The organism is Bradyrhizobium algeriense (genome assembly GCF_003062295.1).
Lineage (GTDB): Bacteria > Pseudomonadota > Alphaproteobacteria > Rhizobiales > Xanthobacteraceae > Bradyrhizobium > Bradyrhizobium algeriense.
Window position 1 is genome coordinate 1 of record NZ_PYCN01000040.1, and the last position, 23,937, is coordinate 23,937.

Below are 23,937 nucleotides of genomic sequence, written 5' to 3' on the forward strand. Positions count from 1 at the left end.
TCATTGCCGCTCTGCAGGCCGCCGAGCGTGGATATGACGTACGCCTCCTCTCGGACCTGATCGCGACGCGTGTCGATGCGGATCGTTCACTTGCTCTGGATCGGATGGCGCTTCATGGCATCTTGGCGACCACGGTGCGCCAGATGCTGCTGGAATGGGCGGTATGTCTGCATGATCCGCTTTTGACGCAAAAAGTTCAGCAGCTTCTATCGTGATCTGGGTTGCCCCGGGGCGCCTTGAGACGTCCGGACGCAGGCTCGCGTGAAGCGAGCCCGCGCGGCATCGGCCTTGCGGCGTCGATCCTGACGCAGACATGGTACCTGGGGCTCCCTCAGAACGTCCCTTCAATCGGGATGATCGAAACCAGTTTCGGCAGCTTGCCTCTTAGCGCGCGCTCGATTTCGCCGCGGCCATCGCGTAATTCGGGTTCGATGAAGAGAAGGCCAAGAGCTCGGTAGATGTCCTCCTCCTTGGCGGCGATCACGGTTCGGCCTTTGTGGAGCCCGTGCACCTCAAGCCTCATGCCCTTCGTGTCGGCGAGAGACCGGAGCCCTTCCAAATGATCGGCCGATCCGGTGGCCTGGAGGAGCAGAGCGCCCAAGTGCTTGCGGTCGGCCACGTAAACCTTCAGGCCCGACGAATCCCGGATGGTCGGTTCTTTCCGAAACCGGCGTTTCTGCCACCAGGGCGAGCTCTCCGACGAGCTCGCAGCTCCGTCTCAAGTCGCCGGCTATGGTCACGTGCTTCAGTTCGGGTTGTGTCTTCTCGAGAGTTTTCTTCGAATGCTCGAGCAGGGCGGCGGCGCGATGCAGATGAAGCAGCCCCGCGCTGCCCTTTGCAGTTTCGAGATTGTGCAGGATCTTCGTCTGCACTGCCGCACCGAGCCCCTTGGCCTTCTTGATCCGGTCTTGCTTGGTAGCTGCTTTCAGTTCGTCAAGCGAGGTGATGCCAAGATCCTTGTAGAGGCGCAGGACCTTGTCCGGGCGCAGCCCCGGCATGGTAGCAATTCCAGGACCCCTGCGGGAATCTCCTCCCGGACCTTTCCCGTGCTGGTTTCTGTGCCCAGAGGGAGGACCTGCAATGAAGTGGTGTGCCCGCTGCGACAACTGTCATTGGGTGTGCGAGGAGCATCCGGATCAGCCGTGGTTAGGCGCGCGCGCTTGTACCTGCGGCGCTGCCGGAGCGGCATGCCCGGTCTGCAATCAATCCGATGAGTCCACCGCGCCGGATCTTCCCGAGGGATTTCAGGCGGATGTCGAAAGCTCTCAGCAGTTGCCGCGCTACACCGGCGTCGACATGGATGATCCGAACCGGCCGGAGATCGAGCATTTCGGCAACTGCCCGGTTTGCGGCGCCCTGGTTTGACATGCGCGACCTCGGCCAGGTGATGGCGCATATGCACGGCGAGCAGCCGCTCGATCTAACGGGTAAGCCAAAGCCAGATGAACAATAGATCGCGCGAAGCGCTGGTGGAAACTCAGCGCATCTCTCGTATGAGAGCGAAGACGACCGCAGCAAGTACGACCAGGGCGGCAAAACCGGCGATCCAGTAGATGATATCCATGGCCCGAAACGCGCCGCCCTCGCCGAACGTTCCTCGTCAGACCGTCGATACGCGGACCTTTGCGGGTAGACGACATTGACCCAGGCGTGCTGGACTGCATGCGAGGCGGCCTGGCCTCTATGCCCCCAAAGCCCCGAAGGCAGGTCATCCTCCTTCCGTCGCCGGTCGCTCGCGCTGGGCGGCCGGCGCGGACTGGAGCTTCTGTCAGCGCGAAGCGCTCGCTACCCACAAACGGAATGGCCGCAGCTTGCTCTGCGGCTTACCGGTCAGATTATGCTTGTCCGTGCTGAAATGCTTCACCTCGGCTGCTGGCACCAGCAATAGCAAGCGGGCACTATTTCTGCTCCGGGAAATTACGGAGCGGCAGCGTCACAGGACCACAAGGTCATGAACGCTGAAACGACGGCGAGCCACATCACCACGGTGATGAAAATGGCGGCAACCCAACCAGGGCCTCGGCGCCGATACGTCATGCAAATGGCCAATCAAAAAGAGGCCAAGCGTGACTCGGATTTTGCGTTTGTCAACCGAGCGACCTGACAGCCGGCGGGGCGGCGTCTCGGTTTGCTGCCCATGCCGAAACGATTATGTCGGGTATGTTGCAGACCCGACAAACAAACCAGATTAATTGTTGTGGCGGGAAAGGGGGCTTTCACCGGAGTCGCTCCCAGCCCCCTTCGGGGTTGGATATGCGTATGTTCCCGGAATCGATAAAACGTCCCGCTTGTAAGCGGTGCGGCACTCGAACCGCGCTCGTAACGCATCGAACCAGAGGGCACAGGGCTCGAAAGCCGGATATTTACGTGCCCGAACTGTGAGTCCACACCGCGCACGTTGTTGTTGACCCTATCGGGTTGGTGACATGGTGCACATCTCGCTATGTCATTGATAATCGAAGCTTCGTTGCCGCGGATCTTGTGATACTGCGCGACCATTCGTCACGGCATGACCGACTTCCTGCCGATTCAGGTCAGCTCCCCACGTTCGGCGCGTTCGCCATCTCGGTAAACAGGAATGTTGTGGGTCCCGATGCCGGCGCAGGCACAGAGCGGCCGATCCTCGTTTAGCGCGAACCAGACGACATCCCTCTTCGTTTCGGGGTTCGCTTCGGGGCGCATTCGGCAAAGCCGTTGAAGGGCACGAGGCATCGGTTGTCCAGCTTGAGCCACACGCGCCAGTGTGGCGACGACGTGTTCCGGATGTTGCTCACTGGCGGGCCGCCGGTCTGGGCGACTCAAGCCGCAACGGGTCGGAGATGTGGACGAAAGAGCGCTAACGCCTGAAAACTGCGTACGCACGCGTCAAATGAAGGCTTTTCGATTGCGTCTTGTGGCATGCTCCCTTTTTTTGCACGTCGTCCCCTGCATACGATCGGTAGCATCGATTCCAAGCGCCGCCCACACACAAAAGGACCAAAAATGAAGAATGAGAAGAAGCCAGGAAGTGATCAGGGCACGGATTTCGTCGAAATCACGATGGTCGTGAACGGTCAGCCTGTCGTCATTAAGGCCGTAGAGGAGCAGCCGCTGCATGTGGCCCGCCAAAAAGCGCTGGAGGAGACAAAGAACCTGGCTCAACCGCCCGAGAATTGGGAGATCAAGAACGAAGCGGGCGAGCGGTTGGATCCGGACAAGAAGCTAGGCGAGTTTGAGTTTGGCAAGGAAGTGACGCTGTTCCTGAGTCTCAAGGCTGGCGTGGCCGGTGGCTGACCTCCAAACTGTCGATCCCGAGGTCTCGCGCGTAAAGTTCGAGCGGGAGCTTGCCAACTATCGGAGCATGGAATCGGCCTATCGCAAGAGGGGCTGGATCCTGCTTGACGCAGAGTTTCCGGAAATCATCGTGGTTTTCGCGGCGACTAAGCTGAGACCGCCTCCGATCGTCGCTGCCATCGTGCTGAATTTTACGGATTATGATCTGCGGCCGCCCTCCGTCAGGTTCGTGGATCCTTTCACGCGCGAACCGATACCCGCCAAATTGCTCCAGGTGCAAATGTTTCGCCGTGCGGCAATCCCCGGCGCAACTCCCGAAACCACTCAGGCGCTGGCCCAGCGGGGCGGGGTGCAACTGACAAACATGATTCAGTACAACAGCCCTGATGATCGGCCATTTATTTGTCTTCCCGGCATTCGCGAATACCACGACAATCCCGCTCATACCGGTGATTCATGGCTGATGCATCGAAGCTCTGGCGAAGGATCCTTAGCTTTTATCCTCGAAAAGATCTGGCAGCACGGGGTAAATCCGATCGAGCATTACCAGGTGCAGGTCCAGGTCCAGATTCCGGCGCTGAACGTGCTGCCCTTATTACTGGCCGTACCGGAATGAATCAGATCGCGGACGTTACGGTCCTCTCGGTACCGCGGGGCTGCGTGGACGAACTCCATGGCCATTTGCGGAAAGTGGGGCGTGAAGGGCATGAAGGTCTCGGCCTTTGGGTAGGCCGTCAGACGGGGCACCATTTTCAGGTACATAGGACTCTCATTCCCGCCCAACGCCACATACGTACTGCCGACGGGGTGTGCGTCGTAACAGGACCTGAAGAGCTGCATCGCATAAATGTATGGCTGTACCGGGAGAAGCTTGCGCTAATTGCCCAGATACACAGTCATCCCGGCCGAGCCTATCATTCCAGCACGGACGACGAGTACGCGATCGCCACGACGGTGGGGTGCTTGTCTTTGGTCGTGCCGGACTTCGCGCGAGTGCCCTTCGATCTCAGGAACGTCGCATCGTACCGGCTTGACGGGGCTGGAGTGTGGCGCCCCCTGTCGGTTGGCCAGGTTACGCGGATGATTTTAATCAAGGACTGAACGATGGCCATGGCCAACTTCATGGACCGTGCGGCGTCGGCGGCGTCGCGGGTGCTGACCAATTTCAAGTTCTCGGCGTTCGAGGAAAGGCTTGCCGCGCAAGTGATCGGAGTGTCTTTCGACGGCGCAGCCGTGCAGTCGCCGGAAGGCAGGGCCAGTCTGGATATGATCATCAGGCTGTTGTCGCGTCTTTATCCGACGATCGCGCTGCGGCCGCTCGATGCAAAGGCGAAGGATCATGGTCCAATCCTGGAGTTCCTGGCGAAGTCCATAAATCCTGAGATCGAGCTCGCCAAGACCAGGAAGGCCGTCACGGTTTCCGTGGTCGTTGGAAGCAGTCCGTCGCGCACTAAGTGTCCGACCTTCTTCATCGGCTCGGACGGATGGAGAGCTAAGCTTTCGAGCCGCGGTCTGGTTGGCTCCGGCGAGTCGATGAATCCGTTTGGCGCGGGAGCTGCGTCATGCTTCGCCGCAGCCAACGTCTTTCGGACGGTATTTGCCGACCAGCTGGATCAGGGCGACGCTGACGAACTTATCGACCTGTCAATGCTGACCTACGCCCAGGGCACCCCTGACTCCGGTCCGGGCTTTGAGGGAACGGATATCGGCGAGACTCACCTCGTCGGGCTCGGCGCGATCGGCAATGGCGCCATTTGGGCTTTGGCTCGCACGGCGAGCCTTAAGGGATCGCTCCGTCTGGTAGACCATGAGGAGGTCGATCTTTCGAATCTGCAGCGCTACGTGCTGGCCGGCCAACGTGATGTTGGTTCACCAAAAGTGGATCTGGCGCGTGCCGTGCTCGCGGACACGGCGCTGGAAGTGTCGGCGCATTGTGCCAAATGGGACGTCTATGTGAGCGACCGGAACGATTGGATGTTCGAAAGAGTCGCTGTCGCATTGGACAACGCTCCGGACCGCATTGCCGTGCAGGGGGCGTTGCCGAAATGGATCGTAAACGCCTGGACACAGGAGCTTGATCTCGGGGTATCGCGCCACGGCTTTGATGACGGGCGGGCATGTCTGGCCTGCCTTTACTTGCCTCACGGGAAGATCAAGGACGACGACGAGAAGATGGCTGAGGAGCTGAAGATGCCGGAGGCCCAACAAGAGATCCGGGATCTCCTTCAGACGAACAGGCCGGTGGATGTAGGTTTCGTCGAGCGTGTCGCCAAGGCCTTCGACATCCCGTCCGAAGCCCTTAAAGAGTTTGTCGGCCAGTCTGTCCGAGCGTTTCACCAGCGGGCAATCTGCGGGGGGATTGTCATGCGCCTGACGGACGGAGCGCAGCCTGTGAGAGCCGTTGTGCCGATGTCATTTCAGTCGGCTCTCGCTGGCATAATGTTGGCGGCGGATCTCGTGAAGCACGCTTCCGGGCTTCTGAACCTGCAGACCACAAGCACACGGATTAACCTGCTTCGTCCACTCGCGTCGCATCTTCACGATCCCAAGGCGAAAGATACGTCGGGACGGTGCATCTGCGCCGACGAAGACTTCTTAGCCGCATACCGACGAAAGTACCCAAGCTGCAGAGCTCGTTAACTTCGATCTGATCACTATGGAAGGCCTCGCCTCACGGTAGGCGTGGCGAACGTGCGCTCCAACCGGACGCGCTGTTTTCACTTGGAACGGCTGCCAAGCTATTGAAATTGCTGAGGGGGCGCCTTTTTCCAAATGCGCCTTGAAGTTGTTGGATTATCAACCGCATTTGGATTCCAGAACACCCTCAACAAGAGCGCGGAGAGGGTGGATCACTCCACCCCTGGGTCACGCCCATGCCGGCCGCCTCGATCGCAACCGCAACCGACTGCACGATCGCGGCAAAGCGGACCACAGTTTGGATGGCCGCCGAGCTGACGCCGGCCTCCCGCAGCGCCTTCTCATGGGCGTCCATGCAGGCGCCGCAGCCGTTGATGGCACTTACCGCCAGCGACCACAGCTCGAAATCGGTCCTGTCCACGCCGGGATTGCCGATCACGTTCATGCGCAGCCGCGCCGGCATCGTCTTGTATTCCGGATTGGAGGCGAGGTGAACGAAGCGGTAGTAGACGTTGTTCATCGCCATCATGGAGGCCGCGGATTTCGCCGCCGCGACCGCGGCCGGCGTCATCACGACGGCCGCCGCAGATTCCATTGCGCCGATCACCACGGGATTGCGGGCCGCAATCGCGGTGGCGAGCAACAGCCCGTATTTGCTCTGCGGTAATAGCGTCTCATCCGACATCATCGACGCCAAGTTGAGTCTCACGTCCTTGGCGAAATCGGGAATTTGGTCCTTTAGCTGTTCAATCGACATCATGCCTCAAGCAACTTTCAGGGTTTCGCCGCCTATTTCGCGGTTACAGGCGCAGAGCTCGTCGGTCTGCAGGGCATCCAGCACGCGCAGCGTGTCCTTCGGGCTGCGGCCGACATTGAGATTGGTCGCGTAGACGTGCTGGATCGTATTGTCGGGGTCGACGACGAATGTGTAGCGATAGGCGACGCCGTCGGGCGAACGCACGTCAAGGCCATCGACCAGCCCGCCCTTCGTGTCGGCAAACTGCCAGATCGGCAGATGGTGCAGGTCCTTGTGCGAGCGCCGCCAAGCGAGCTTGCAGAACTCGTTGTCGGTCGATCCGCCTAGCACGACCGCATCGCGGTCGGCAAAATCCTTCGACAGGCGGGCAAACTCCGCGATCTCGGTTGGGCAGACGAAGGTGAAATCCTTGGGGTAGAAGAAGATGACTTTCCATTTCCCAGGGAAGCTGTTCTCCGTCAGCGTCTCGAACGCGCTCTGCCCGTTCTCCTCGTGCAGGTGAAAACCGGGCTTCACGCCTGTGATTTCGAACGACGGTAACTTACTTCCAATTCCAAGCATATTGTCCTCACAAGATTGCTTCGCGTGGAAACCGATGATTCCAGCCTCAGGCGAAGCAAGCGATATGCCAGGTGATCTCGCGATTCAACTGGCGGAAATGCAACAAACGGATGCTCGTCGTGGAGGCATCTTAACAGCATGGTTTCGATTGAATGGTCCTGCCGTCCTGCATCAACAACTGAGCATGTTGCCGTGCTCGACCGGTTGCGCGCCTTTGAACGATTAGCCCAACTCAACTGTTCGGGTTATGATGCCGAAGGAATGCGCTTGATTAAGATGAAACCCAGCGCGCGCGGCAATGTTCCGCCAAGCCACTGGTCGCTCCCACGACGCGCACGAGGACAGCTGATGTGAGTTGGCGCGGGAACCGGCACTGACGGTGTTTTGATCGAGCCAATGACGCGGCGGACATTCTCCGGGTCAAAATTGTGGATGCCTCCCGCCCGTGATCAAGCTGTCGGATCTGATGATCGGTAAATAGCCGCTGACGGGATGGAATGCGCGCGGATGCGCGGCAGGCGCTGGGCGATGTCGCGCCACCATTCCTTCACGACTTGGCGCCCGCACAGCAGCGTCGTTCCGACATTTCCGGTGAAAGTCCGCCAGGCGGCATGGCATTTTTTCGGGGACGGCGGTGAGGAGCCGGACGCCTCCTGCTTGGAGAATTTGTTGATCACGAGGAGATCGACGTGCCGCTTGATCGCGCGGGACGCGACAACTGCGGCATCGGCGAGCCCATTAGCATCGAGCTTGCAGGAAATGGCGCCGCTGCCGAGTGGCTGACAGCTCGGAATCTCGCGCCCCGTCGCAACGTCGCGCGCGAGCATGGTTTTCATGCCGTTTGCGCCCTTGAAGTTTCGCTGGACGATGCCGCCGACGCGCACGCCTTGCCGCGCGAGATCCTGGGTGAAGTCGGCGAGCAGCGTATCCGCGTCTTGTTCGGGCCTATAGAGGATTACCGCGACGCGCTTGGGATAGATCTCGGCGTGGTTGGCGATCATGGGCTTGATCCTCTTGGCTCGTTTCAAACCGCGGCGCTTGCCTGTCCAGCATCTACTGCTGGCGTAGATGGCGCGATGCCCTAGCGTTCAGAAGTCGTGAACCAATGAGACGACCCTTGACCTGGGCGAACACGTCCATTCCATAGTTGAGCCTTAGCGCATAGGCAGCGGCGCGTCATGCGCGCTGTGCTGGAGATCGCCGCCACACCTTTGGCCCGTTCACTGAACTGCGCATCGATCGCAAAGCTGGCGAGCCTACCGCTGAAGGCGATTTCGATTCGCTCTGGTGTGGCTGTCCTCACGTGCTCTCCTTGCGCTGCACTTCTAGATCAACGTTGCGGCGAGGATTACCGCAAGGCCGAACATCACCATGCCCATGGCAAGCCAGCTTGGCCACGGAGGCGTTGGGAAGCGGCTGCACCACGAAAGAGAGCGCGTACAAAACCCATCCGACCACAAGCCCGAAGGTGAAGGCGAGGGCGCGCCCGCCCCAGAGAGAGGCGAGAATCCCGCGACCAGCTTCGGCTGCGTCGACTCATAGGCGCCGAGCGCTTTAATAGCGTGCTCCGCGGCTGCGCCATAAAGCGCCGCGGCCGGATTGTAGATCGACCGTTTTGCGAAAGTCTCCGCGTCGTTCACGAACTTTTGAGTCGAACTCCAGAGCATGAGGTTGCCGATCGCATAGGTGAAGCGGCTTTCCGGAACCGCGAGACGTTTCTCGAGCAGTTTGCTCGGGCGGGCGTTGTCGGCCGAGAGAAACACCTCAAACGGCGCCCCTTGCGTGATCTGGCTGTAAAACTGTCCGCTCGCGCCAAAGCTCAACAGGGCCTCGCCCAGTCTTCTGCTTAAACGACGCTGCATCTCCTTGGACGGTATGGTGAAGTTAGCGGCGACCGCCACATCGATCTCCGCCGCTTCCGCATTTCCGAACATAAGCAGCGTCAGAATTGAGTTGATCAGGATCAGTCGGGTAAGCGTCATTGGGCATTCCAGGGATGGGCCGCTGCGATGGCTCTGGCCGCGGCGGCTCTTTGCTTCTCATCCCAGCAATCGGCGTGCCGTTCGGGAACATGGTGCGCGCCTTGGTTGACGACACTGAAACGCGCATAGCTGCCAGCGTGCCCGTGGAATGCTGGGTCGCTTTGCCAGCTTCCGATATCGCCGTCAAGTGACATGCGTGGCACGACAAGAGTGGAGGCTTAAGAAGATGCCGCTCGCCTCTCGTGCCGAGCTTCTCGTTTCACGCCGCGGCGTCGCTTGCCTGTCCCCACGATCTGCTGTTGGCGTGGAAGCTGGTATGGTTTGCAGTGGCGGTTCAGAGGTCGAGAGCAGCGAGACGTGCTTGAGCTGGGCGAATACGTCCACTCCATCCTTGAGTCCTAGCGAATCAAAGGAGAAACGCGTTATGCGCGCCAAAATCTCCGTGCCCGAGCCCCCGGTGCCGAGCGCAAGTACCAGCGTGATCTCAGCCGCGCCGAGCGGCAAACAGGCTCTGATGCGCGCCGGAAAGATATTGAGGATGGAGCCTGCGCGCGGTGCTTCGCGCGCGACGCTGACGTCGCAGGCAGCGATGCGCAGCCGTTGGTGCACGCCGGGTGCAAGCGGCGGCGCCGGCACCAACAGGCGCGCACCTTTGAGGCGGAGAATAAGAAGCCCATAGCGCCCATCATAGCCGCTCACCACGGCATCAAGGCTGATGGCGGCTTCGCGGCTCGCCGCAAGCGGCAGCGCAGGATCGGTCTGCAAGACATGCAGCGGCCCAGCCGCGGTTACCATGCCGCGCTCCATCATAACGAGACGATCGGCAAAGCGTTCGATCTCCGCCATGTCATGGCCGATGTAGATCATCGGCAGCGCGAGCTTCTCGGGCAGGCGCTCGACGAACGGCAGAATCTCACGTTTGGCGCAGCTGTCGAGCGCGCCAAGCGGCTCGTCCATCACAAGCAGTCTGGGCTGAGACAACAGCGCGCGACCCATGGCGACGCGCTGCCGCTCGCCGCCGGAGAGATGCGAGGGAGAGCGGTCGAGCAGCGGCGCCAGGTCGAGCAGTTCGAGCACCTCATCAAACGCGATCGGCGTCGGTTTGGGTTTGGGCACACCGTAAAGCAAGTTGCGCCTGACCGACAAATGGGGAAGGAGACTCGCCTCCTGAGACACATAGCCGATGGGACGCAGATGCGGTGGGCGGAAGGTAGTCTTGTCCTGCCATACCTCGCCATCGATGGCGCAGAAGCCGGCCGGCAGACGCTCGAGGCCGGCGATGCAGCGCGCCACCGCAGTCTTGCCGCAGCCTGGCGGGCCGAAAATCGCCGCCACGCCTTTGGCCGGTACGCTGAATCGCGTATCGAGTGGAAAGCTAGCGATACTGCCACTCAAGGCAATTTCAATCCGGCCCGGTGTGGCTGTCCTCACGTGCTCCTCCTTCTGCTGTATTTGTCGATCAAGGTTAAGGCGAGGACTACCGCAACGGCGAACATCAGCATGGCGCCGGCAAGCCAGCTTGCTTCGCGCCAGCGCGACTCTTGGACAAAGTCGAAGAGAAAGGCCGACAGCACCTTGGTGCGCCCAGGAATGTTGCCGCCGATCATCAGCACGACGCCGAACGTGCCGATCGTATGCGCAAAGCCAAGCACGGCGGCTGTCAAAAGACCCGGTCGCGCCAGAGGCAGGGCGACCGTGAAGAAGGCATATAACGGTGAGGCGCGCAGAGTGGCCGCGATCTCCAGCGGGCGGTCACCCATGGCAGCGAAGGTGTTGCGGATGGGCTGCACCACCAAAGGCAGCGCCGACAAAACCGATCCGACCACGAGCCCCGCAAAGGTGAAGGCCAGCGTGCGCCCGCCCCACAGAGAGGCGAGAAGGCCGACCGGGCCGTTCGGGCCGAGCAGGGCGAGCAGATAAAAACTGAGTACTGTTGGCGGCAGCACCAGCGGCAGCGCGATCATCGTGGCCACCGCCTCAGTCCAAAGGCTCTTCGAGCGTGCTAGCCACCACGCGAGCGGCGTGCCAACGATCAGCAGGATCACGGTCGTCACGCTCGCGAGCTCGATCGTGAGCCCGAGCGACTGCCAGATTTCTGGCGAAAAGCCATCCATGTGCGTCAACTTAAGCGTTCGAGCACAGAGCACATGGTCATGCTCGCGCAATGATTGCGTAGGCTAACGGGCCCCTTACGGAAGGCGCGCGTCGCTCGGTTATTGGCGTCATTCTCCAACCGCACCAAGATTTCTGCTTGAGGGGTGCGATGTCCCCGGCCGGCTCGTTGAACTTGGCGGCAACCGCGACATTGATGTCCGCCGGTTCTTCACTGAGCATAAGCGCCATCAGTGCTTTAATCGGGATCAATCGAGCGCGGCTCATCGGGCACTCCTGAGACGGGGCCGCTGCGAGCGCTTTGGCTGCGGCGGGTTTGCGCTTGATCCCAGCAATCGCTGTGCCGCTCGAAGGATTCTGGTGAGCGCCTTGCTTGGCGAGAGAAAACGCGCGTAACTGCCTGCTTTTGGATGACGTTGCCGATTGTCGGACTTCCGACATTGTCGTCTTGGAGCGGACAAGCTGGCCGCTCGTGTGATGTCGGCCGCCTCTCAACGCGCGGCGGCCAGATATTCGAGTTCGTATTGGGGCAGGAAAATCATGACAAGATCGGAACTGCGGCGGCCGCGCGGGCGTCTCGACCCTGGTGAAACCTCCTTTATGTCCAAGCGCTGATCGCGATCCTGATCGGTGTCCTCGTTCGCTGCTGTCGCCGTCTCTCGCGACCAATAACTGGGTCAAGGCGCTCGGCGACGGCTTGATCAAGCCGATCAAGATGGTGATCGCGCCGATCATCTTCTGTAAGGTGGTTTCCGGCATCGCTCGCATCCGTCATGCGAAAAAGGTCGGCTGGGTCGGCGTCAAGGCGCTGGTCTACTTCGAGATCGTTCCACCTTTGCCCTCATTCTCGGCCCGACCATGGGCAGTTCCAGATCGGCCATGGGCTTGCCGCCAAGCCCGACAGCGCGGCGGTGGCCAATTACGTCAAGCAGGCGGAAGCCTCCAACGCCGTCCATTTCAACGCTGATAAGCTCACCAAACTGACGAACATGCCAAAGTAGTGCTAATCACCGACGATTCTGTAGGCTCTGCACTGGCGGCGCGGTGTTGGGCTCGAGAAAAGGCTTTCCGCTGGCGGCGAGCCAATCAGTTCGGCTTCACTCGGTAACCGTGAGGCCAAGCGGCAAGGCGGTACGGCGCCTTGCAGACGCTCCGCGTCGACATCCTCTTTCAGCATCGTGCGAATTCGGAAGAGCCGGGCTGGCGAGACACGACGATTTCAAGCTGGGCAGTTCGTAGGCTTTGCGCGAAGAAGGGCTGGCCCGCAAGCATTAAGGCGTCGCAAGAATGAGCAATTTCAGCGCAGTTCTCATGGACTAGCCCTGCCTACCGCAGCTTTCGTTGTGCGAGAAATTGGCAATAGGATAGACGCTGTGCGCAGAGCAGTCATTGATTTGGGTCAGCCGGGGATGCCGGCAGGCGCATTCCTGTTCGCAGCATCAAGTCATTCGCAGAAGGTGGAGTTTAAGGTGCGGATATCGGCAAGAAATACCCGACTGTGACGGAAAACGCCATCCGCGCGGCGATCGCTCACAAAGACGTTGCAGCTTGAGCGTCGGCGTGCATATCCGAGAGACTTTTTGGATGCTGGAGTTCTGGCTTTCCGTAGGAAGCATACCCATCAAGCATGGTCACGAAGCAATTTTCTACCGCGATCTCTTACACGAAAATGGCGCGGATGACGTGGTGTGCGATACGCCATTAGCTTAACAATGCCATCCTCATCGCAATGGACGGCGATATGAAGTAGTTTCCGAAACGCTTCGGCATCCAGCCACGCCAGTACCAGTTGACCGACTTAGTCTGATACGGCTGTGCTGTAATGAAGTGCTTGCAGCAAAACGGCCTGATCGGACAATTAGTCCCATTGAGCATGAATGAACGTTCGGCGGAGATAAATTCTCTCGCCGCCTCTGGATCGAACTCGGCGCGCACCAACTTCGGACGAACAGGTGAAAGCAATCGATTCCGGCTGGACGCAAGCTTACGTCGCTAAAGGCGCGGCGCCCATCCTCCGGCATCGTCCCGTCGCCCTCGTCTGGCAGGCCGGCTCCGCAAAGAGCGGAAGCCGATGCAACGCATCATGAGATTGGGAACCTGGCTGGAGCCGTAACCCGTTATCGCATTGTCCAAAGCTGTTACGGGCTCCGCGCGTTCGCGGCTCGAATTTTCGACGGTGCCGTCTCGGGCATCATCAGCATGGCGCAGAGCCCGGCCGCGGTAGCGACAAGCATGTACCAAGCCGGCGCCAGCGCGTTCCCAGTAACGTGGGTCAGCCAAGCGACAACGAGTTGAGCTGTGCCTCCGAAGGTCGCTATCGCAACCGCGTAGATCGTCGCGAAGGCGCCGCCGCGGATGCTCTTGGGCATGCCTTCGACCATACCAACATAGAAGGCGCTATACGGAATCGTTCCGACGAGGGTGAGCGCGCCGAGACCTCCGAGAAGCGCCATGGGACTGCGGCTCTCTACGATCCACAAGAACACCGGATAGGTCATCAGCAGCGCGGCGATCTGCGGCCATATCATGATGGGCCGGCGTCCGGCCCGATCTGCCAGCCAACCGCCCAGGAGTGCGGCAGCAATGCCTACTGCATTGCTGACGACCGTGGTCGCAAAGGCGAGAGGCGCGGCAACTTGCAGGGTGTTCAGTGCATAAGTCGTCATATATTCCGTGACATAGGTGATAATCGTGCAGCTGGCCAAAATGATCAATCCCAAGCTCATCATGCGGCGGCTGGCACGCAATTTCCTTGCGGGCTCGACGGAGAGGGCCGGCGCTTCAGGTCGGTGCAGCGTTTCGGGCAGGGCCCTGCGCAACCAAAATCCGACCGGTAACGTACAGGCACCGAGCAGAAACGCGATCCGCCATCCGTACGCATCCAGCGACTCGCTTGTCATGGTGAGGGAGAGTGTTTCTCCGACCAGCGCTCCGGCCGTTGCAGCTATTTGTTGGCTAGCAGGCTGAAACGAGACGGCAAGGCCCCGGCGTCCGGCCGGGGCCACTTCCATCAGATAGGCGGTCGTCGGACCGACTTCGCCTCCCAGGGCGAAGCCCTGCACCAAACGGGCGAGAATAACCAATAACGGAGCGGCGATCCCTATCGTGTCGTACGAAGGCGTCACAGCCAACACGAGTATAGCGGCACTCATCATGACAAAACTGGCGGTCATTGCGGGCCGGCGTCCAACTCGATCCGAGTATGAGCCGATCACAATGGCCCCGATGGGTCTGGTGACGAAACCCGCTCCGAAGGTCATGAGCGACAGCATAAGGCTGGCGAACTGATCCTGCGCCGGGAAGAACGCGTGACCGATCTGGATGGCGAAAAAGCTATAGGTCCCGAAATCGTAGAATTCGAGCATATTGCCGATCGTCGCGCCCAACACGGCATGGCTGGTCAAGCCTTCATCTGCCGCAAGGAGGGTCGGCTTCGAGCTTCGCTGAGTGAATTGTTTAGCCATGCATGCTGATCCGTCTCGAATGCGGTCCTAAAACATTTCGACCAACTATGTGGAGCACCTTGAGCTCTCATGAGCAAGAAGCGGGTTCGCGCGACTCACCCTCGGCGCTGAAATCAGGAATATCAATCTCTCGGGCGATTTGCCGGACCCGACGATTGCTGCGATCAAAAGGGTTCTACTCGAGCACAAGGTCATCTTCTTCCGCGGCCAATGTCATCTCGATGACGCTAGCAGGAGCGATTCGCTTCCGTTTGGGAAAGCTGGTGTCGCATCCGACCTCGCACCAAGGGAACGGCCTCGATCCTCGAGCTTGATTCCGCCCGCGGAGGTGGTCAGGCCGATGGAGCACGTCGATGGAACCTTTGCCGATGCCTATCATAGGATTTTGGTGCTGCGAGCCGTTGCAATCCCACCATTTGGCGGCGATACGGTCCGGTCAAACACCGCGGCCGCTTATCTCGACCTGCCGCCGCCGCTGCAACGGCTTGCAGACGAGCTCTGGGCGGTTCACAGCAACGTCTTCGACTACGCCGGAATGGCCCGCGTCCACGAGGTCGACAAGAAGCATTTTGACGAGGTCTTCACCAAACCATCTTCGAGACCGAGCATCCCGTGACAATGCATTGGGCCCCGATGATGTCCGTTGTCAGGTCAAACCGCGTGCTCGATCGCTCTTGAAGTTACGGTGCCGGAGCGCTCGTCTGAGCTCAGCGAACTGGTGGAACATGACGAACAGCGCGATCATTCCGGCGCCCAGTTCAGCGATTGCTTGACTGGCCAACAGGCCGCTGAAACCCCATACGACCGGGAATAACAGTACGGCCGGTATGAAGAGAAAGCCCTGCCTCGCCAAGGACACAACCGCACTGAGGCGTGCTCTCCCGAACGACTGAAGCATCGTCGTCACGAAACTCTCAATACCAAAAAGTCCAAAAAAGAGATGGAAGACGATGCAGGTCGAGACGGCAATTTCCGTGACCTTATCGCTATCGCTGAACAGCCTGACCAAAGGCCGGGCAAAAATCATAACAGCCGCAGAATACGCAACGGCAAGAGCGATAGTCATGGAGAGTATGAACTTCGCAGCCTTCAATACACGAGCAAAGTCGCGCGCGCCCCAACCGAAACCCAGGACAGCTTGAGAGCCTATACAGAAGCCGGTGATAGGCAGTGCGCCGATCGTCACGATTCGCACAGCTATTCCCACGGCCGCGATGGAATCGTCGCCGAACGGCGCAGCAGTCCAGTACAAGAGCATAACGGCAATAGCAGATAAAATACTGGTCATAGTCGCCGGCGCCCCTATGGACGCGAGCTGTCTGATGCGATCTGCTCGCAATGAGATGTGAGATATCCTGACGAGGACTATCCCGCGAAGCTTCGTAAAATACGCGATATACAGGCTAATAGCGGCGATCTGAGATACCAGCGTTGCGAGGGCTGCGCCTCGCACACCGAGGTCCAGTAAGAATATGAAGACGGGATCAAGCACAGCGTTGAGTATGAAGGCGGTAATCATCGTCCACATGCTGAATCGTGTGTTGCCTTCGGCTCTGACGATGAAGCCGTTGACGATGTTTAGAAGCATCAGGGTGTACCCGAACAAAAGCGTCTCCGCGTAGTCGAGCGCCACGGGCATGATGGTTGGAGTGGCCCCGAGCGTTACGAAGATCCCTCGCAGATTTAGAAGCAGAGCGACGGTAAAGGTGATACCGATCGGAGCGGCGAGCGCAAGTGCAGTACTCGCGCCTCGACTCGCCTCCAGGTGCTCACCAGCGCCAAGATGACGAGATATCAACGACGCTGTTCCAACACCGATCCCCTGTCCGGCTGCCGCGAGCAGGACCACGATCGGCAAGGTCATGCTGACAGCTGCGATCGCCTGCGCGCCAAGTGCGCCAACAAAGATCGCATTGACGACCTGCTGTAACGCGTTGATCGATAAGCCAACAACAGACGGAATGGCGAGCCGCAGGATAAGGCTCGAGAGATTAGGGTCCGATAGATCGATGTGCTGCTCTTCCTTCGGCAAGACATCGCGATCGCCCTCGACGGCGAATTCCGCATCCGGCTCATTCATGGATGAAAGTGTCGCGAGCTCTTCCGAATTCGCTGATCGTCTGCAACAGCTCCTGTTGCAATACCGTGCAAAGATTGCGGGTCACCTCATAACCGACCTGGGTTGGATTATACGTCGTTTCGATCTGGAGATGGCCGGCTTGATATCCGACATCGAACCAGAAGAGGTGAATCACGGCCGCTTCATCCATGTCTGCGCCGATCCAGAGTGGAGAAGGTTCCTTGGCTAAGAGACGGCGTGGAAAATGGCGCTGCAAACCCGCTCGATAATTCAATCCAATTCTGGGTAAGGGCAGGCGATCGATCCGGCTCCGCACGGCTGGATCTCGGTTTAGGAATTTCATGGCCCGAAAGCCTATTCCCCTGCGCGGCAGGGCATTGCGCTGGCGGTATATTGAACGAGCACGATCGGGACGGGGCTCCGTTCCGGTGAGACTCAAGGGAAGCGGAACGAGCTCGCTGATATGGCCGATGATCTGAGATGGATCGAGATCGTCAAACAGCCGACCTCGGATTGAGGTAAGGCTATCAATCCAGAGCGAATAGTTGCCGAAAACGCGTCCAAAGGCGCCAGATATGGCGGCAAGAAACACATCAAAGTCCTGACAATGTGCCAATCTGGCTGCAATATTGAGGAGATCAGCGGTCGCTTCTTTGTCAATCTCGAGATGGTACTTGGCCTGATCTTCCCAAAACGATCGGCAATTCGCTTCATCGATGCGACCTTCAAGGCGTGCATGGTGAAGCTCTCTCGCGGTCACTTTCGAAAAACTCGCGCCGCCCGATGAAGTGTCGCTGACGTGCAAATTGAACTGATGGTAGTCAATGCTCTCCCAGTATTTGAGTTCGCCTGGCGCTTCGCTGTTGGCGTAGTGCTCAAGGCGCTTCAGCCATGGAGAGAGCATTTCTATGTTCTCGGGACCACTCATGGCGTGGCCTGAGGCAAGGGTGTTGTACGCCTCATCCAATGCTTCCAGGAACAGTCGATAGCCTATCCCGTCCGCTACAAAATGATGCATCAGGACCAGCAGGTAGTAATCGCCACTTTGCGATGTGCGAAACACCGTGACGTTAACAAGAGGCGTCTGGCCGTCAAACCGAAAGGTATGTTGACGTCTTGCTGAGACGCTCTCGATTGCCTTACGCTGCTGTAGGTCGGTCATTCCGACAAGGTTGATCTCCTCCACGAGGCGTTCGGCCACCGAAGGTCCGATTGTCAGACGTAGACCATCGTCAGTTCGGGCAATACGGAGTCTGAGGCCTTCGTGCCTATCCATGACATGGGCAAGGGCGCGCTCCAGGATTCGGATATTCAGGACGCCGCCGGGCAAGAAGAACAGATCGCCGATGTTGAAATGCTCATCGAACCCGACAAGACGGTTCCAAGATGAGATTGCCGGGATAACTGGCAATGAGGCATCCGCGGAAGGGAAGGTATGGAGTGTAACCGCCGCTTCGTCTGCCGCCAATTCCCTGACGGTCGGTGTTCGATAGAGTTGGTCGACAGTGAGATTCAGTCCGGCTTTGCGCGCCAGCGTGACGCAGCGCACGCTCAGAAGAGAGTCTCCGCCGATATCAAAAAAGCTCTGATCGATTCCGACCCACTTGGCGCCTAATAGATCCTGCCAGATCCCAGCAAGAATACGCTCCTTCCTCGTGCGTGGCTCAGCAGATGGAACAGGCCCGACCTCGCGGTAAGGAACGGACGACAGGCGAGCACGATCGATCTTTCCGCTCGCCGTAAGGGGGATAGTGTCAACCAAACGGAAGGCGGCGGGAATCATGTAGGACGGCAACGTGTGCCGCAGGTGGGTGACAATATCTCCAGAGCTTAGACTGTCGCGAGCCGGAACCACGCTAGCCGTCAAGCGACGATGGTCATTCATGCCTTCTGCGAGGACCGCGGCCTTTGCGATTGCGGGATGAGACTCAAGGGCCGTTTCGACCTCCTCCAGCTCGATGCGAAAGCCCCGTACTTTGATCTGGTTGTCCGATCGGCCGCAAATCTCGAGAAGGCCGCTGGTTGAGATACGGGCGATATCGCCACTTCGATAAAGAACGCTGTATTGTCCGTCATCATACGGATTCGGCACGAAACAGCGGTTAGTCCGATCTTGATCCCGCCAGTACCCAGCGCTCACGCAGCGTCCCGCGATGCAGAGTTCGCCGGTGACTCCGACAGGGACTCTCTTCAACTGTGCATCGAGCACGTAGAGTTTGACGTTATCGATTGGGCGCCCAACAGGGATGAGCGACGAGCCGTCGTAGGCACCCGATGTTTCGTAGACTGCTGCATTGGATGCACATTCCGTAGCACCATAGAAGTTCCACAACGGCACGTCCGGGAAATGCGCGTGCCAGCGACCCGGGAGCGAGGAAGGCATCGGTTCGGCGCTGCTTGTGACCAACCGCAAGGCGGTCGGTCGCGGGTGCCGTTCTTGGGAAGCAATGAGGCCGGATAGGAGCGGCGGCGAGGCAAATAAGTGTGTCACGCGACGTCTCGCCAACGTGCACAACAACAGATCTGGATCCAGCAACTGCTCTTGGGTCAAGATCAGCGCGGGCACACCTCTCAGAAGCCCCCCAAAGTACTCCCATGCCGACGCAACAAGTGATGCGGACTTCTGGACAACCATCACGTCGGTACTGTCGAAGGGAAAGCGTCGCCACATCCAGTTCAGTCGATTGAGAATTGCCGATTCCGGTATAAGAACCCCCTTCGCCTTCCCGGTTGAGGACGACGTGTATATGAGGCTCGCAATTCCCTGATCTGATGGTTTGTCGCTGCGCTCAAAATCGTGCACGGGCGCGCCGCACCCTTCAAGGGTCAATAGACGAATCGACGGCACGTCAAAACCAAGATCAGAGGTATTTGCGTGAACCAAAAGCTTTGCCTGACTATCTCGCAGGATATGTTCGATCCGATCACGCGGATAATCCGGTGATATGGGGACAACAATGGACTGCAAGGCTCGTGCTGCAAGAATAACAGCGGCCACGTCAGGCGACCGGTCGACCAGCATGGCGACCATATCGCCAGCCCCCACGTCAGAAGCCCGCAGTAACAACCTGATAGCTGTTACGCGCTCACGCAGGTGGTCGAATGTGATCTCACCGAAATCACCAAAATATGCCACCTGGCTGCTATTGGAGACGCTGATTTGCTCGAACGCTTCGATAAGCGGACATTCAGTCTCATATGGCTGCGCCGAGCCATTCAGCGAGTCCAGCACAGTGACGTCTGACGCGCTGAGGCAGCTCAGATCTTTAATGTGCGCAAGCGGCCTCTCAACGCAGGCTGCAATCAGACAGCGCAGATTGTCGGCCATGCGGACAATCAGATCGCTGGAAAATATGTCTTCCGCATACGCTAGCTGGAGGGCAATTTCATCGCCGTGATCTTGTGCGTACAATGTCAGATCGAATTTTACATAGCCGGTCTCATATTCGCGGAATGTCAGATCCAACTCATGTTGGCCAAATGGCTCCGCGGCCTCGGAGTACATGTTGAACATGACCTGGAAGAGCGGTGATCGTTCAGCTTCGCGATATAGCCGGGTATCCCTTACCATCCAGCCGAACGGATATGCGGAATTTGCGATGGCATCGCCGACCAGGCCCTGGATGCGCATGGCATGAACCGCAAAGGACTGGTCGACATCGATCGGGGTGCGGATTGGCAGCATATTCAGGAAAAAGCCAACAATTTCGGCGCTGCCAGGTTGATCCCGTACGACGTGCGGTATGCCAACGATAATATCGTCTTGGCCGCTATACATCCGCAGCAGCAGCTTGAAGCACGCGAGGAGTGTTGTCGACGTGGTGCACCTATGTCGGCGCGCAAACTCCCGTACCTGATTGGAGAGCTCGCTGCCAAGCAGCACCGCATGCGAGGCGCCGCGGTAGGAATTTGTCTGCGGCCGCGCTCGTCCCGTTCCAAGCGAAAGCACCGGCGGATCATCGCCAATCTGACGACGCCAATAGCTACGCTGGTTGGCCAGCGCCTCTGAAGTAGCGTGTTGTGTTTCCCAGACCGCGTAGGTCGAGAGTGACGCGCGGTTCTCTGGCAAAAACGCCGCGGCATCTACGTACCTTTGTCGAAGGTCCCTGAGTAGAACAGAGATCGACCAGGCATCGATGATAATTTCGTGAGCGGTGATCAGTATGAGATGGTTGTCAGGGCCAAAACGGATCATGCGCGCGCGAAAGAGATGGCCTTGGCTGAGATCAAAGCTGCCGTTCAGCTCTGTTCGCCGTAACTCTGCGACCAGCTCCTCAGCTTCCTGCGCCGTGAGATGAGATGCATCAGCCAATTCAAGACTTGCGTATTGAGGAGCATCAAAAAGCTGAACCGGACCGTCCTCGTCGATAAAGCGTGCCGAAAGTGCCTGATGGGAATGAACGACATCGGTCCAGGCGCGATTGAACGCCGCCAGATCGATCATGCCCCTTATCCGCAGGCCGCCTTGAATGATGTAGTTCCTGGCAGACGGATCGAGCTGCGAGAGAAACCATAGGTGCTCCTGAACTCGCGTCAGAGGCGATCGCATAAGCTTTCCGTACGTCGGGGCTGTGCGCGGTTTGGAGCCGACCCCGGCCGAGATCGAAGCCGCAAGAGATCGGATCGTTCCATTGAGGACTAGCCTGAAATCCGTTCTCACTCCGAGCTGGGTCTGCAACTGGCCCAATATCAGCATTGCCCGGAGCGAGTCTCCGCCGAGGCTTATGAACTGGTCCGTCACGCCAATGTTCTCAATACGCAGAACGCCGGCCCAAATTTGACACAGCTGGGCTTCGAGCTCTGTTTGCGGCTCCTCGAATGGAGTCGACAATGGAGGGCGAACACTGGTCGGGTCCGGCAATGCCCCAAAATCGACCTTTCCGTTTCTGGTCAGTGGAATACTGGCGAGGCGGATGATCCTTTCTGGGAGCATGTAGGTGGGAAGCGCTTCGGCAAGAAAATTCTGAAGCTCGCCTTCCGTTACTTCAGCTGGAGTTGACACATACGCGATGAGTCGTCTCGATCCAGTTTCCTCCTCGGCCCTGGTTATATCTCTCGCCATAAGCTTTACGCCTGCGCAGACGGAGGCGACCGCGACGGCGCCACGTACCAAATGATGAGCGGAGAGGCGGGCCTCGATTTCTCCCAGCTCAATTCTGTGCCCGCGGATTTTGACCTGACGGTCCCGTCGACCGAGACATTCCAAAAAGCCATCGGAACGAATGCGCCCGAGATCACCTGTCCTGTATAGGCGCTGGAACGACGGGTCGTTTGAGAACGGGTTTGGCCCAAAGGCATCCTTGGTGCGGACATCGTCATTGACGTAACCAGCAGCGACACCAGCGCCGCTAACACAGATTTCGCCGACCTCTCCCGTGTTGCACAGCCGCGGTCCGTCGGCGACATAAACCTCAAGGTTAGAAATCGGCTTGCCGATCGGCACATAAGGGTCAGCCAGCGCAGGCGCTACGGAAACCAGATGATGCGTAACGCCGTCCGCGCACTCGGTCGGCCCGTAATGATTGAGAATGGGCACCCGGGGATATAAGGCAAGCCACGCGCGCGCCAGTCCGGGTGTTAGAGGTTCTCCGACCGTTGAAATAATCCGCAAACTGTCCAGAGCTCGCTCAGCCGCCGCAAGCGACTGCAGATATTCAACAAATATTGCAAGCATCGACGGAACGAATTGAACAACCGTCACGCCGTATCCTTGAATTGCTTTGAGAAGGGATACTGGCGATTTCAGTGTCGCATCATCAATGATCGCGATACAGCCTCCGACGCAAAGCCCTGCCAGAAGCTGCCACAGCGAGATGTCAAAGCAGTGCGATGCCGTCTGCGCGATGCAATCCGTCCGAGTGAGGGTTAGGGCATCAATCTTTGCCACCAAATGATTGTTTAGGGCTGCGCGCTCGATCATTGCGCCTTTAGGCTTGCCCGTCGAACCCGACGTAAACAGAATGTAGGCGAGTCCATCCTCGCGCGATGGTGGCACAACAGGCGAAGTCTGGCCCTCGCGCAGCGCCGCCTCTATCGCCATGAATTGCGTGGTGCCTTTGCTGCTCGCCTGAAATAGGCTGAGCGAATCCGGCTGGTCTGGGCCAATAATCAGCGCGCAGCGACTCTGCTCGATCATGAATGATGTGCGCGAAGCCGGTAACGATGGATCGAGCGGCAGGTACGTTGCTCCAGCCCTCAAAATTGCAACTACCGCCGTCGCCCAGTCGAGGTCCCGCTCACCCCAATAGCCAACGACTAAGCGGTCAGCGCCCCGCTCTCGTAACGTCCTTGCGAGGGCATCCGATCTTAATCGCAGCGCTTTGTAGGTGAGTTCGTCTGCGCCGTACCTCAGCGCAACCCTCTCCGGATCCGATCTCGCAACGCGATCGATCGCCGAGATCGCGTCCGTCGGTTGACGTTCTACAAGCGGATTTTTGCCTGATCGATTTTCCGCAGGCAACGCGTCCCGCCATTCGTCGCCTTCTGCGGCACTTAAAGTAGAATACCGAGGATCCTCGGTTGAGGGTGTCCATTGCGTAACCACCCTGGTGCTGCCAGTCATGGTGTGCCGTTTTGTCCGTTTCTTAGCTTCTCGTCCTTTGCGTTCACTACTGTTTCCTCGATGATCGGCAGGGGAACACGGCCGGACGCTAGGGCCTCAAGCTGGCGTTGGCATCTACCGGATCTGGTAGTAGACACGCGGGTAGTCTGCATGGCGCCCGTAACCAAACGCGTCCAGAGACTCGCTCCGGCTTGTGATTTCTTGCATTTGTAGGCGCCTGGACAATGGTTTTGTGCGCTCCTCATGAAAGCGGATTTGGCGCTCGCCGGGCTGCAGGTCGTCTGCGACTCGAATGTGCAAGAACCAACACGGAGGCGTGTTACTGTTTTCCACGAGGCCGGCGTTGTTTGTATAGCCGCCGAAGGGCAGTCGTTAAGCGCTCAAACGTGTTGACGCTCTTGGCTATAACGAGAGCTATGGGCGGCGTAACGAGTCGTGGGCGTGCAGAACCATCCACCGGGAGGTCCTTGATCTGCTGATGTTCGCAGTCGTCCGCCTTGGTGCACACG

20 protein-coding genes and 2 pseudogenes are annotated in these 23,937 nt (G+C 58.7%); 9 read left to right on the forward strand and 13 right to left on the reverse strand.

Features of this window, described 5'->3' with window-relative positions:
• On the forward strand, nucleotides 1-215 hold a 215-nt coding region (locus C7G61_RS45115; protein ID WP_202975818.1), incomplete at its 5' end, for a cysteine hydrolase family protein.
• A 116-nt stretch (nucleotides 216-331) separates the two neighbouring features.
• On the opposite strand, the gene C7G61_RS46425 is transcribed toward C7G61_RS45115, so the two are convergent.
• The gene (locus C7G61_RS46425) at nucleotides 332-619 is read right to left on the reverse strand and encodes a hypothetical protein (protein ID WP_244608649.1); all 288 of its coding nucleotides are present in this window, start codon (nucleotides 617-619) and stop codon (nucleotides 332-334) included.
• Entirely contained in the window at nucleotides 513-998 is a 486-nt protein-coding gene (locus C7G61_RS46430) for a hypothetical protein (RefSeq protein WP_057847955.1), read from the reverse strand. The genes C7G61_RS46425 and C7G61_RS46430 overlap by 107 nt, the downstream gene beginning before the upstream one ends.
• Nucleotides 999-1,080: 82 nt before the next feature.
• Here C7G61_RS46430 and C7G61_RS45120 point away from each other — a divergent pair, with 82 nt between their 5' ends.
• Nucleotides 1,081-1,365, forward strand: coding sequence for a hypothetical protein (locus C7G61_RS45120; protein ID WP_190242152.1), 285 nt, complete (start codon nucleotides 1,081-1,083; stop codon nucleotides 1,363-1,365).
• Nucleotides 1,366-1,951: 586 nt separating this feature from the next.
• A complete protein-coding gene (locus C7G61_RS45125; protein WP_190242148.1) occupies nucleotides 1,952-2,104 on the forward strand; it encodes a hypothetical protein in 153 nt (50 codons plus the stop codon).
• A gap of 482 nt (nucleotides 2,105-2,586) precedes the next feature.
• On the opposite strand, the pseudogene C7G61_RS46435 reads toward C7G61_RS45125, so the two are convergent.
• A pseudogene (locus tag C7G61_RS46435) lies at nucleotides 2,587-2,792 on the reverse strand (SOS response-associated peptidase); the annotation flags it as partial.
• A gap of 190 nt (nucleotides 2,793-2,982) precedes the next feature.
• Here C7G61_RS46435 and C7G61_RS37325 point away from each other — a divergent pair.
• Genes C7G61_RS37325 through C7G61_RS37340 form a run of 4 tightly spaced genes read left to right on the forward strand, consistent with a single transcriptional unit; the run spans nucleotide 2,983 to nucleotide 5,913 of the window.
• Complete coding sequence (locus tag C7G61_RS37325) at nucleotides 2,983-3,273, forward strand: DUF2604 domain-containing protein (RefSeq protein ID WP_190242149.1); 291 nt, start codon at nucleotides 2,983-2,985, stop codon at nucleotides 3,271-3,273.
• The gene (locus C7G61_RS37330; RefSeq protein WP_108522673.1) at nucleotides 3,266-3,889 is read left to right on the forward strand and encodes a putative metal-binding protein; all 624 of its coding nucleotides are present in this window, start codon (nucleotides 3,266-3,268) and stop codon (nucleotides 3,887-3,889) included. The genes C7G61_RS37325 and C7G61_RS37330 overlap by 8 nt, the downstream gene beginning before the upstream one ends.
• Complete coding sequence (locus tag C7G61_RS37335; RefSeq protein WP_108522674.1) at nucleotides 3,886-4,374, forward strand: Mov34/MPN/PAD-1 family protein; 489 nt, start codon at nucleotides 3,886-3,888, stop codon at nucleotides 4,372-4,374. Before C7G61_RS37330 ends, C7G61_RS37335 begins: the two co-directional genes overlap by 4 nt.
• Before the next feature lie 3 nt (nucleotides 4,375-4,377).
• Nucleotides 4,378-5,913, forward strand: a complete 1,536-nt coding sequence (locus C7G61_RS37340; RefSeq protein ID WP_108522675.1) for an E2 ligase fold family C protein — start codon at nucleotides 4,378-4,380, stop codon at nucleotides 5,911-5,913.
• Between the two features lie 184 nt (nucleotides 5,914-6,097).
• Here the strand turns inward: C7G61_RS37340 and ahpD are convergent, their stop codons facing one another.
• From ahpD to C7G61_RS37375, 7 genes are all read right to left on the reverse strand, one after another.
• Nucleotides 6,098-6,670 carry an alkylhydroperoxidase, AhpD family gene (gene ahpD, locus C7G61_RS37345; protein ID WP_244608650.1) on the reverse strand — a complete coding sequence of 191 codons (573 nt, stop codon included), beginning with the start codon at nucleotides 6,668-6,670 and terminating at the stop codon, nucleotides 6,098-6,100.
• Nucleotides 6,671-6,673: 3 nt separating this feature from the next.
• Nucleotides 6,674-7,228 (reverse strand): peroxiredoxin, encoded by a 555-nt coding sequence (locus tag C7G61_RS37350; RefSeq protein ID WP_057847949.1) that lies wholly within the window; start codon nucleotides 7,226-7,228, stop codon nucleotides 6,674-6,676.
• Between the two features lie 449 nt (nucleotides 7,229-7,677).
• A complete protein-coding gene (locus tag C7G61_RS37355; RefSeq protein ID WP_108522676.1) occupies nucleotides 7,678-8,229 on the reverse strand; it encodes a DUF2478 domain-containing protein in 552 nt (183 codons plus the stop codon).
• 324 nt (nucleotides 8,230-8,553) lie between these two features.
• Nucleotides 8,554-9,162, reverse strand: a complete 609-nt coding sequence (gene modA, locus C7G61_RS46445; RefSeq protein WP_420836827.1) for a molybdate ABC transporter substrate-binding protein — start codon at nucleotides 9,160-9,162, stop codon at nucleotides 8,554-8,556.
• 231 nt (nucleotides 9,163-9,393) lie between these two features.
• Entirely contained in the window at nucleotides 9,394-10,641 is a 1,248-nt protein-coding gene (gene modC, locus C7G61_RS37365; protein WP_108522678.1) for a molybdenum ABC transporter ATP-binding protein, read from the reverse strand.
• On the reverse strand, nucleotides 10,638-11,324 hold the full coding sequence (gene modB, locus C7G61_RS37370; protein ID WP_057847946.1) for a molybdate ABC transporter permease subunit: 687 nt from the start codon (nucleotides 11,322-11,324) through the stop codon (nucleotides 10,638-10,640). Before modB ends, modC begins: the two co-directional genes overlap by 4 nt.
• 37 nt (nucleotides 11,325-11,361) lie before the next feature.
• Nucleotides 11,362-11,589, reverse strand: coding sequence for a hypothetical protein (locus C7G61_RS37375; RefSeq protein ID WP_108522679.1), 228 nt, complete (start codon nucleotides 11,587-11,589; stop codon nucleotides 11,362-11,364).
• 281 nt (nucleotides 11,590-11,870) lie between these two features.
• Between C7G61_RS37375 and C7G61_RS37380 the strand changes: the two are divergent.
• A pseudogene (locus C7G61_RS37380) lies at nucleotides 11,871-12,281 on the forward strand (cation:dicarboxylate symporter family transporter); the annotation flags it as partial.
• 1,179 nt (nucleotides 12,282-13,460) lie between these two features.
• Here C7G61_RS37380 and C7G61_RS37385 read toward each other — a convergent pair.
• The gene (locus C7G61_RS37385) at nucleotides 13,461-14,786 is read right to left on the reverse strand and encodes an MFS transporter (protein WP_108522680.1); all 1,326 of its coding nucleotides are present in this window, start codon (nucleotides 14,784-14,786) and stop codon (nucleotides 13,461-13,463) included.
• 139 nt (nucleotides 14,787-14,925) lie between these two features.
• Between C7G61_RS37385 and C7G61_RS37390 the strand changes: the two genes are divergently transcribed.
• Nucleotides 14,926-15,402, forward strand: coding sequence for a TauD/TfdA dioxygenase family protein (locus C7G61_RS37390; protein WP_190242150.1), 477 nt, complete (start codon nucleotides 14,926-14,928; stop codon nucleotides 15,400-15,402).
• A gap of 30 nt (nucleotides 15,403-15,432) precedes the next feature.
• Here C7G61_RS37390 and C7G61_RS37395 read toward each other — a convergent pair whose 3' ends face one another.
• Entirely contained in the window at nucleotides 15,433-16,866 is a 1,434-nt protein-coding gene (locus C7G61_RS37395) for an MATE family efflux transporter (protein WP_108522682.1), read from the reverse strand.
• Complete coding sequence (locus tag C7G61_RS37400) at nucleotides 16,859-23,428, reverse strand: non-ribosomal peptide synthetase (protein WP_244608651.1); 6,570 nt, start codon at nucleotides 23,426-23,428, stop codon at nucleotides 16,859-16,861. The genes C7G61_RS37395 and C7G61_RS37400 overlap by 8 nt, the downstream gene beginning before the upstream one ends.
• Nucleotides 23,429-23,937: the final 509 nt, after the last annotated feature.